The sequence below is a fragment of the Indolivaga capnocytophagoides genome (genome assembly GCF_036511535.1).
Classification (GTDB): Bacteria; Bacteroidota; Bacteroidia; order Bacteroidales; family Dysgonomonadaceae; genus Dysgonomonas_A; species Dysgonomonas_A capnocytophagoides.
The window spans coordinates 1204263-1215633 of record NZ_AP028867.1 but is presented as its reverse complement, the minus strand read 5'-3'; the positions used below and the strand labels follow the sequence as shown (position 1 = coordinate 1215633).

Sequence of the window (11371 nt, the reverse complement as noted above, 5' to 3'; positions counted from 1 at the left end):
ATTAGATAGATTAATAATGGTAAATATTAATGAGGTGATCTAAAGTGATACCCGATTTTGCTGTTATACTAGGTAAGTTAATAAATGGGTCTGTGACCTTAAAGGCTTTGAGTAAAGAGTTTAGAGGCTGATAGAAGCTTCTCCCCCGTGCAGAAAAGAAAAAACAAATATATAATGATTTACAAATGGAATTACGAACCACTTACACCAAAAGATACAGAAAAAAAAGATGAACTAGCTAAACAGATGAATTTACACCCGGCTCTGTGCCAGCTGTTGATCCAGCGTGGTATAACCACTGTAGATGAGGCTGATAAATTCTTTCATCCAAGTTTTGAAAATCTGCATGACCCGTTTTTACTTCCTGATATGGATAAAGCGGTTGACAGAATTGAAAAAGCTTTAGGACAGAAAGAACGTATCTTGGTATATGGTGACTATGATGTAGACGGGACAACAGCAGTTGCCTTAGTCTATAAGTTTTTAAGAAAGTTTACAACAAATCTCGATTATTATATTCCCGATAGGTATGACGAAGGGTATGGTATATCGGAACAGGGAATTGATTATGCTTCGGAAACCGGAGTGACTTTGATTGTAGCCCTTGATTGTGGAATTAAAGCTATAGAGAAAGTTAACTACGCAAATAGTAAAGGGATTGATTTCATAATTTGTGATCATCACATGCCCGATGAAACATTACCCAATGCTGTTGCTGTTGTAGATGCCAAGCGTTTGGATTCGATATACCCTTATGAACATCTTTCGGGGTGTGGTGTCGGTTTTAAACTGGCTCAGGCATTAGCGCAGAACAACAAGATTGATTTTAGCGAACTGCTTGATCTCCTCGATTTGGTGGCTTTGAGTATTGCGTCGGATATTGTTCCTTTAACAGGTGAGAATAGGGTATTGACCCATTATGGGTTGAAACAGCTCAATAATAGTCCCAGTATGGGATTGAAAGGTATTATTGATATCTGCGGATTGAGTCATAAACCCATCACGGTAAGTGATATCGTTTTTAAAATAGGCCCTCGTATCAATGCCTCGGGGCGTATGATGAACGGAAAAGAGGCTGTGGATCTCTTGCTTGCAAACTCTACACAGGATGCCCGTGCTAAAAGTGAAAATATAGACCATTACAATGATAACCGACGGGAGCTTGATAAGCGTATAACCGATGAAGCGACCAATTATATAGAATCGACTCTGGAGATAGGTAAAGTCAATAGTATAGTCATTTATAACGATAGTTGGCATAAAGGAGTGATTGGTATTGTCGCCTCCCGCCTTACCGAAAAGTATTATCGTCCGGCAGTTGTTCTTACTAAGTCGAACGATCTTATAACAGGATCGGCTCGTTCGGTTATGGGATTTGATGTATACAAAGCAATTGAGGCTTGTAAGGATATTCTGGAGAATTTTGGAGGGCATACTTATGCAGCCGGACTTTCTCTGAAAGAGGAAAATTTACCGGAGTTTAAACGCAGGTTCGAAGAAATGTCTGTCGAATTAATTGCTCCGGAAATGATGTGTCCTCAGATTGATATTGATTCAGAACTTACATTTAAAGATATAGATGCTAAATTTATATCCGATTTGGGGAGGTTCGCACCTTTTGGACCCGAGAATCTGAATCCTGTTTTTGTGACGCGTAACGTAAGTGATTACGGGACAAGCAAGCTCGTGGGGAAAGATCATCTACATATCAAACTTGATATGTTTGATGCTACAAGCAGTGCTTTGATACATGGTATCGCATTCAGGCAAAGTAACAACTATCAATTGGTGAAAACCGATTTGTTTGATATTTGTTATACCCTGGAACAAAATGTCCATAACGGGAAGACGAATACGCAACTCTATGTGAAAGATATAGATAAAGGTCAATTTACCTAATATTTAACTTAACATTGAATGAGAAGAACGACGACAACAACAACTATTATCTCAGCATTATTATTGATGTTTACAGCATTAGCCGCATGCTCCAGTGATAATAAAAAGGCAAATGAATCATCTTATCTGCAAAGTATGGAAAAAGAAGAACCTCATGGTATAAGCCAGGATGCCTATATTACAAATAACGGCGAATTGGGAGTGTCTCTGTTGGGACATGCTTCGATTGTATTTAAATATAAAGGTAAGGTTATTCATGTTGATCCTTATTCCAAAGTGGCAGATTATTCAACACAACCTAAGGCGGATTTGATTCTTTTGACTCACGAACATAGTGATCATTTGGATACAACTGCTATTAATCAGATAAAAAAGTCCGATACTCACTTTATAACCTCTAAGGTTGTGAATGGACTACTTGGAGTAGGAGAGGTTCTGAATAATGGAGACATAACTTCTTTCGATAGTATTTCGATAGAAGCTGTTCCTGCTTATAATATTGAACATAAGACTCCCGAAGGTGTATTTTATCATCCCAAAGGTCGTGGAAATGGATATGTACTGACTTTTGGCGATAAAAAAGTTTATGTGGCAGGAGATACTGAAAATATTCCGGAGATGACTAAATTATCTGACATTTACATTGCATTCTTACCTAAGAATCTGCCTTATACAATGACTGATGATATGTTTGTGGATGCTGCAAAGAAAGTGAAGCCGGTTTATTTATATCCATATCATTTTGCTGATTTTAATGATAAGGATATGGAAAAGGCACTGGAAGGAACTAATATAAAAATTTTAGTTCGTCCGATGTCCAGTAAATAAGAAATCCTTCGATCTAAGAAGTGGATATTTTTCATAAAATACTACAGCAGTATTGGGGATACAATAGTTTTCGCCCATTACAGGAAAATATTATAAAATCGGTTTATGCCGGTAAAGATACATTAGGGCTAATGCCTACCGGAGGGGGGAAATCCATCACCTTTCAGGTTCCGGCATTAGCTCTTGATGGTTTATGTCTTGTGGTCACTCCCTTGATTGCGTTGATGAAAGATCAGGTTGACAATTTGAGGGCTAAAGGGATAAAAGCATTGGCTATTTATTCGGGAATGAGCCATTCTGAGATTGTTACAACACTCGAGAATGCAATACTGGGAGATTATAAATTTTTGTATATCTCACCCGAACGACTTTCTACCCGTTTGTTTCAGCTAAAGCTCAGAGATATGAATCTCTGTATGCTGGCTGTTGACGAGTCTCACTGCATTTCGCAATGGGGGTACGACTTCCGTCCTTCTTATATGAATATTGCCTCTATCAGAGAGCAGTTTCCGGATGTTCCTGTTTTAGCATTGACAGCAACAGCTACACCGGAGGTAACTGACGATATTCAGGAGATTCTGAATTTTAAGGTGAAAAATGTTTTTCGGAAAAGCTTTTCGAGAGAAAATCTGTCTTATATAGTACGATATACGGATGATAAACTTTCGTCACTTATTCAGATATTGACAAAGACACAGGGTACAGCTATTGTTTATGTTCGGAGCAGGATTAAAACTAAAGAAATAGCTGAGAGCCTAGTGAAAAATGGAATTCAGGCAGATTATTATCATGCGGGATTGCCTTCTTATGAAAAATCACGAAAACAAAATACGTGGAAAGACAATGAATGCCGTGTTATTGTTTCTACAAATGCTTTCGGGATGGGAATCGATAAGCCCGATGTTAGGGTTGTTGTTCATATGGACTTGCCCAATTCAATAGAGGAGTATTATCAGGAGGCAGGCAGGGCAGGCAGGGACGAGAAAAAAGCTTATGCGACAATCTTATATAATAAAACGGATAGTACAAAATTAAAGAAACGCATATCGGACGAATATCCTGAGAGGGATTTTATACTTCTTATATATGAATCGTTAGCATATTTTTTTCAGGTAGCGGAGGGATTCGGTACTGAAATGGCTTATGATTTTAATCTTCATCAGTTTTGTTCGGCTTATAAATTTCCTGTTTTACCGACACATAATGCTTTGAAGATTTTGAGTCTGGCCGGTTATATAGAGTATACGGATGAGGCGGACAATCAATCACGTCTTATTTTCAAGATATACAGGGATGAGTTGTATAAGTATGAGTTTGATCCAGAATACGAACGTCTTATCAATGTTATTCTGAGATTGTATACCGGATTGTTTGCTGGTTATATAAATATAAACGAAGGTGAAATTGGTGTCCATATCCAGAAAACACGAAAGGAAGTATACGAGATGCTCAAGCTGTTGTCGAAAAGGCATATTATTGATTACATTCCGTATAAAAAAACACCATTTGTGGTGTACACACAACCTCGTTTAGCTAAAAAATATGTAGTGATCTCCAAAAGTGTTTATGAGATTCGAAAAGAAAGATTTACAAAACGTATTGAAGGTATAACCGAATATGTTGAGAGAAATGACGTATGCCGAAGCCGCATGCTACTCGCTTATTTTGGCGAAAAAAATGCAAAAGACTGTGGATGCTGTGATGTCTGTTTAACGAAAAATGATTCGGGGATAACAGCTTTTAAATTTCGCTCAATAAGTAATCTGATCAGTCGAATGCTTGATGATGCCGATCAGGGTATTGCTCTTGAGGATATTTTAAACTCTCTGACTGAATATAGTAAAGAGAACATACTGGCTGTTATACGATATCAAGTCGATGAAGGTATTTTTCTCTTAGAAGAAGGTTGTCTGATGAGAACAAAATAAGGTTTCAGGCCTATTGTGTATGACTGCAAGAGCAGGTTATTGCTTAAAAATACATCATTCAATGTTTTACTACTTAATACAGACAAAAACGAGGATACTTCACAGCATCCCCGTTTTTATATTTATATAATTAAGTGAAATTAAGTAGTATATTACTTTGTTAATAAGTTGCTTTCGTTTTGATCGTAAGATACATGTTGAGCTTTGCCCCAATCTTTAGATTTTTCATTCCATGAATAACGGCTTACTTTAGTAACGGTTGCTCCGTCATAGGTATAGTCCATTTTGTCGAGAGGTAACCAATTTTTATTGGTTGCGTTCCATATATATGTAACTTTCGATACACATATACCTTGTTCGTTCATTGTATTTACTTTCTTTTTGAAAGGAATGAGGTTTTCGCTCTTTCCGTCACCTTTAAAGTAAGTAGTTGAAACGACATTGTCTTGTTTTTCTACGTTATGATAGAGTAAAGCGTCAGAATCTGCTTTCACTACCAATGAATTGGTTACAAAAATAAATAATGCAACAATGGCTGAAGTAAAAACATTTGCTTTCATAATGTCAAGTATTTAAATTGTTGAACTTTTGTTTTATTAATTTTGTGATGTAAAAGTAGGTGTTATTTTGTTGTCTTCCTAGCAAAATGATATTAAAATAATCAAAAGTGTTATTAAACATATTTCTATTGGATTGGATATGTTCTATGATGTTGGGTTTGTAGATTTGTTATCTGATGTTTTGGTGTTATATATCTTATTTATAGTCTTTTGTATGTGTGTTGTTTTTCTATATATGGATATGTTGTGTTTTGTCTTTTTGTTTTAATATGGATGGTTTTTATCTGATTAGATAAGATGTGGTGTTAAAATGATATTTATGAAGAAGCTTTGTTGTTTGTTGATATCTGTTAATATGATATTGGTTAAAATTGTATGATTATATGATATTGTATAAGTGCTGATTTTGTTTCTAAGGCCTCAGGCCTATTTATACTATTTCATAAGGCATTTCTCGCGATTTGGCATAATCAAAATAAATTTGTATTTGCTCTCACTGCTTGAATTGTTGACTTTGAAGGCATAACAGCAAAAGTTTGTTGTAACTAAAAAAAACACGTTATTAAATACTTTCTGTTACCTAAAAGCAAAAACAAATCTATTTATTGTCTTGTTATATAAGGTGACTTAAGCATCTTATGATATACTTAAACTCACAGGAAACAATTAAAAGTCTTCAGGACTATATTTACAAAACAAAAAAACATATGGCAAAAAGTTTTAAAGAGGTGATGAAACATCGCCGTACCTATTATTCATTGACCAACACTGCTTTGGTTTCTGATACAGAGATTCAGGATATTATTGAATTCGTTGTAACTAATGCACCGTCTTCATTCAATTCTCAATCGACAAGAGTTGTGCTCTTATTGGGTGAAAATCATAAAAAATTATGGGATATTGTAAAAAGTATATTAAAGGCTAAAATGCCGGCAGATGCTTTTGAGAAAACCGAAATCAAAATAGATACTTCTTTTGCCTCAGGATATGGAACAGTATTGTTTTTTGAAGATCAGGCTGTGGTCGAAGGATTGCAAAAAGCATTTCCTTCATACAGTGAAAATTTCCCAGGCTGGTCTTTGCAGACATCAGCAATTCATCAGTTTGCTATCTGGTCTCTGTTGGAAGAAGTTGGATTCGGTGCCTCATTGCAACATTACAATCCCATTATAGATGAAGAAGTAGCTAAGACGTGGAATATTGATGAAAAATGGAAACTAATTGCTCAAATGCCATTTGGTGTTCCTGCTCAGGAACCTGGAGCAAAAGATGTGTCTCCGTTATCGGAACGAATTTTAGTATTTAAATAAGGAAATAGAAACCTATATAAAAAGGAGAACAGATTTAAGTAATATAAAGGATTTAATAATGTGTTTTAATTTGTAACATGTTTTGAATGTTTTACTTACCAAAGTAATAAAAAGGTCTGAGACCTTAAGTTCTCCTTTTTTTGTTTGAATATTTCTTTTTGCGATACATTGAAAATGCACCACAGACTAACAGTATAAAGAATATCGGACACGAAATATTTATAAATACATATAAATTACGATTTTCGGATATTTTCTGTTTATCGAGCAGATTCATTTGCCTTGATTTTGTTCGGAGATGCATCCAGTTGCTGTCATCTGAGAGCCAATTGACAGAATTTACAATAAAATCTTTATTGCCGAATGTTTTTCCCGATGATCTGTCATAACCCATTGGTAATATTTGTGGAGAGCCGTTTTGTGTTTCTATATCATTTCGTATAATATCGGACGATGAAACAACAATCATTTTTGTAGGCTTGCTTTTTGTGAGAATTTGATCTTTTTTTATGGAAATACTATCAGCCATCATTCTATTTTCGAACGCTGATGTAAAAATGCCTTCTAATGATATCGCTACCGGAATAAATGAAGTATCGAAATAACCTTTGTTATCTTGGATTTTTTCAATATCGAGGCTTATCATTTCAGGAATGCGTACTATGTGGCTTTTGTCAGAAGTGGTAAGCAGAACTTTAGGTGTCACGGTTAATTTTTTGTTAACCAGATTCAGGCTGCTGGCAAATGATGCCTTAACTCCGTCAATATCTTTGGTAACGGCATTGTCTGCCGAGGGTAATAATATAGGTGAATAGTACCATGGTAGATTAACATACGATGAACCGTTTGTTGAATTTACCGGTATAGTTGTACACGTAGCGTCTTGTATGAAGTCGGAATTTATACGAATACCGTAATTGAATAGCATATCATCCAGATTTACCTCATTTTTTATACTCGGTGACTCTCCTTTTTCAGTCAGTTCTTTATAAGATACGTATGCTCCATCAATAATCCAAAGTATGCGTCCTCCTCTCATTAAATACTGATCGAGTATGAATTTCTCTTTTTCGGTGTATTTTTCTGTAGGCCCTGCTATAATCACAACCTTAAAGTTGTCAAGAACTGATACATCATTCGTGATTTGTCCTCTGTTGATGTTGTAATATTTAGCAAGTGATTCTTCCGCATCGTATATATATGTGCGGGGAAGCTCTCCATGCCCTTCTATAAACGCAATGTTTTGATTCTCTTTGTTTGTCAATAGTCTGATGGCATCTGAAAATTGGAATTCGAGGTCTTCTATCGAAGCATTCAGATTTTCTTCAGCTGTATTGCCTCGTATGCTTTTTAATAATGGTATGGATAAGGTATCTCCATTACTTGTTACCTGCGCATAAGGATAAATTAATTGACGGCTGATTTTTCCGTTTCGGTCTATTTCATTTAGCTGGATAGCAGGCATTGATTTTTCCGCCATATATTGTGGCAAAGTTTCTCTGTCCATTCCCAGAGAATAGGGATTTATTATTGAAATGGATAGACGATTTTCTGCTTTTTCATTTAATTCATTCAGTAAGTCTAGTGCAGAAGTTTGCAGGCGTTTTAGTCCATAGTTTAAGTCTCCTGTGAAATAAATGTTGATGCTTATCGAAGTATTATTTTTATTTACCGCTTCCATTAAAACGGTCGATTCTGGACTGATTGTGTATCTTTTATCTTTAGTCAGGTCTAAGCGTGCCGACACAGGTATTAGTGTCATGGCAATAGACAGAGAGGTTATACCTATTAAAATAGTAAGTGATCTAAGTTTTATTTTTCCTAAAATCAGAATTGATATTGTAAATAAAAGGATGATGTATCCCAGAAATAGTGTTATGTCATTCAGATACAATAATCCTTTTCTGATTCTGTCGGTATGAAATGACAACGATAGATTTAATATATGGGACTTGACCTGAGGATTATGTATGACACTACTCATCATGTCCATTCCATAAAGTAATATAAAATTTAAGCTTAAAGCTGACAAAAATGCTATTATCTGATTATTGGTTAACGAGGAAGCCAGTATTCCTGATATTAGAAATACGGATGTAATAATAATCAGAGACAAGTATGTCAATGTGACGATGCGAATATCGATATTTCCAACGGGAGTGCCCAATTTATATATGGTATATATATAAACTAATGTTGAGATAAATATAAGAATGACAAATATCAACGCAGAAAGCCATTTGCTAAATAAGATAGTAATGGTTTTAACCGGTCTAGACCGGAGTAAATCAAGCGTGTGGCTGCGTTTTTCTTCTGATATCAATCTCATGGTCAGAGCCGGAGTTAATATCAGTAACAGGATGGATGCCGTTTTGTAAAATGAGTCTGTAACGGCATATCCATTGTCCAATATATTTGAACTTCCGGGGAATAGCCATAGAATAAGCCCGCAGGCCAAAAGAAATATAATAGCGAAACCAAGTCCGGTAACCGAACATATTATAGTTGTTAGCTCTTTTCTTATCAAAGCCGTCATAACGGATATTTATCTGATTTATAAGAATAACTGACGGTCAACTTCCTTGTAATGGTGGATCCTTTGATATTGTTCCCAGCCTGAGTAATCATCGTTGTATGAGTCCACCACAATTATTTTTCCGGATTTGGCATTTCTTGCCGCCTCCAGTCCGGCTATGGCATCTTCAAAAACAATAGTGTCTTCTGCTTTCCGTTTTATAACAGACATGGCCGTCTGATATATTTCGGGATCGGGTTTGCTTTTTATCTTGCCATTATTATAAACCACTTTCTTTCGGTCAAACCAATCGGATAAAGCAAGGTGTTTGAAGTAGAAATCTACATTCTCTATACCCGACGCTGTTGCTATTGTGTATGGAATATCTTTTTCTTTCAGAAAGGAGAGAAATTCTTCAACACCCGGTGCTAGTTTCATCTCTGTTTTCAGGCAAAGTTCCTGATACATCAATTCTTTTTCGAGGGCAAGGTCTTCTATTTCTTTATCGCTAAGATGTTCGTTAAATAATGAGTTCAGGATGTCCCTATTGTTCTTTCCATGCATTTTCTGAAACTTTTCAGCATCAGTCATTTTAATCTGGTATTTGTCGAAAAATTTATCCCATGCTCTGTTGTGCAGGTCTGTATCCCAGAACAGCGTTCCGTTGAAATCGAAAATTACCCCTTTATAACTCATATTATTTTATCTATAGAATGAATAATATTCAAAAGTAATAATTAATTATAAGTAATGCGAATCGGCAGATTAAACATCAATAAAAGGTCACAGCAGTAAGTCGACATTTTAGCTGTTACTTTTGTAACCTTTTCGGGAAATGAAGAATTAATAATGAAGGGTGAAAGATTGAAATAGACAACTAATAATTATTTATTGATAATTGTACATTGATCCTGTAACTTTTGTTACCTTTTAGATATTATACAAGTATTGATTCACATTAATTAATTTATCTTTGTAATGAACAGTATGTGTATTTATGGTAGTAAAAAAGTATTTAAAGGTAGGGATTATTGGACTTTTTATTCTTCTGATATTGATTTCAGGGATAGTGATGTTGCGAAAACTGACTCACGATAAGCAGGTATTCGAGGAGGATCTGTATGCGTATATTCCAGCGGAAACGTCAAGTCTTTTTCAGATCAATAAGCAAAAAGATGTAAAACTGTTCAGTTCGTATTTTCAGGAGATAAAACCTGTATTATTATCGATAAGCCCTTATATAACATATCCTTTGTTAATAAGCTCTTGTAACAACTATCCTTGTATTGTAGCTAAAGTAACGATTGAGCAGGAACAAGCTATCGGCAAAATATTATCTAATGTATTATATCCGGCATTTCCTCCGAAAGAAAGAGTATATAAAGGAACACGGATTTTATTTTATCCGGGTACAGATAATAAGTTTTTTGCCTGTATGTTTTACAATGGAATATTTGTAGGTGGATATAATTATGAGTTTCTTGAACGTATTGTTGATATCTCGGACAGTAGTGATTTGTTTTTAGATTCTTCTTTTGAATCTTTATCCAAAGATTTGAAAATTAACTATCCGGTCAATTTAATATTTAAAGAGAATGGGTATTCTTTTATTTTTAATGGAGGGTTTGATAATCAGGGAAATCTAGAGTTTTCAGGATTGTCTAATACGAAATATGAACAGGAATCTTTGAACGCAGATAGTTTGACCGATAGTGTTTTTGTTGATAAATCTATTTTGCCGGATAGTTTATTGTCCTATAGTATTGATTTTACAAAGTCCGGTTTATCTGATAAATTAAAATCTTGTTTCGAAGATCCCCTCTATAAACTTGAAGTTGATACTTTACAGAAAGCTCCCGTATTTTTATTGAAAAATAGGGTGAATAGGTTTGAAATTTTTAAAGAACTGAATACTCTTGAACTTGGATATATCGGTAAGAGATTAAGTACTAAAGATATAATATTGAATAAGCAGCATGTATATACTACTTCGGAACAATTAGCGACATTTTTATTTAAAGAGAATAAACCTGTTACCTTAACTTTTTATGACGGTTATATGTTTTATTCCTGTGATCGGGACGTATTAGAAAGATATTTGAAGATGAGAGGGAAAGTATCCAGAATAACATCTTCGAATGATAGTATATTTAAAACTCGGTTACGAATCAAAACGGTATTCAGATCTAATAATCTAGACGAATCAAGGGAGCTTCCTTTTCGGATTCATCTTTCAAAATTTTCAGTAAGTTTTTCTAAAATAGCTGTGAATACGTACTATTCGGAATCCGGTCAATTGAAAACTGAAATTATCTTAAACAATTAATAAGG

At 35.0% G+C, this 11371-nt stretch carries 8 protein-coding genes; 5 read left to right on the top strand and 3 right to left on the bottom strand.

The genetic code is table 11. From position 1 onward, the window contains the following. The first annotated feature begins 174 nt into the window (after positions 1–174). The 3 genes from recJ to AABJ51_RS05050 are packed head-to-tail and all read left to right on the top strand — an operon-like array spanning position 175 to position 4655. Positions 175–1899, top strand: a complete 1725-nt coding sequence (gene recJ, locus AABJ51_RS05060) for a single-stranded-DNA-specific exonuclease RecJ (RefSeq protein ID WP_338374642.1) — start codon at positions 175–177, stop codon at positions 1897–1899. 18 nt (positions 1900–1917) lie between these two features. Continuing rightward, entirely contained in the window at positions 1918–2727 is an 810-nt protein-coding gene (locus AABJ51_RS05055) for an MBL fold metallo-hydrolase (protein ID WP_338374641.1), read from the top strand. Between the two features lie 20 nt (positions 2728–2747). Further along, a complete protein-coding gene (locus AABJ51_RS05050) occupies positions 2748–4655 on the top strand; it encodes a RecQ family ATP-dependent DNA helicase (RefSeq protein WP_338374640.1) in 1908 nt (635 codons plus the stop codon). Between the two features lie 152 nt (positions 4656–4807). Here the strand turns inward: AABJ51_RS05050 and AABJ51_RS05045 are convergent, their stop codons facing one another. Beyond that, positions 4808–5215 (bottom strand): DUF3836 domain-containing protein, encoded by a 408-nt coding sequence (locus AABJ51_RS05045; protein ID WP_026627409.1) that lies wholly within the window; start codon positions 5213–5215, stop codon positions 4808–4810. A 707-nt stretch (positions 5216–5922) separates the two neighbouring features. Here AABJ51_RS05045 and AABJ51_RS05040 point away from each other — a divergent pair. Then, positions 5923–6525 carry a nitroreductase family protein gene (locus AABJ51_RS05040; RefSeq protein ID WP_338374639.1) on the top strand — a complete coding sequence of 201 codons (603 nt, stop codon included), beginning with the start codon at positions 5923–5925 and terminating at the stop codon, positions 6523–6525. Between the two features lie 124 nt (positions 6526–6649). On the opposite strand, the gene gldG is transcribed toward AABJ51_RS05040, so the two are convergent. Together gldG and AABJ51_RS05030 are read right to left on the bottom strand one after the other, a co-directional pair. Continuing rightward, complete coding sequence (gene gldG / locus AABJ51_RS05035; RefSeq protein ID WP_338374638.1) at positions 6650–9061, bottom strand: gliding motility-associated ABC transporter substrate-binding protein GldG; 2412 nt, start codon at positions 9059–9061, stop codon at positions 6650–6652. An 18-nt stretch (positions 9062–9079) separates the two neighbouring features. Beyond that, positions 9080–9736, bottom strand: a complete 657-nt coding sequence (locus AABJ51_RS05030) for an HAD family hydrolase (protein WP_338374637.1) — start codon at positions 9734–9736, stop codon at positions 9080–9082. Positions 9737–10037: 301 nt separating this feature from the next. Here AABJ51_RS05030 and AABJ51_RS05025 point away from each other — a divergent pair, with 301 nt between their 5' ends. Then, positions 10038–11366, top strand: a complete 1329-nt coding sequence (locus AABJ51_RS05025) for a hypothetical protein (RefSeq protein WP_338374636.1) — start codon at positions 10038–10040, stop codon at positions 11364–11366. The last annotated feature ends 5 nt before the right edge of the window (positions 11367–11371 follow it).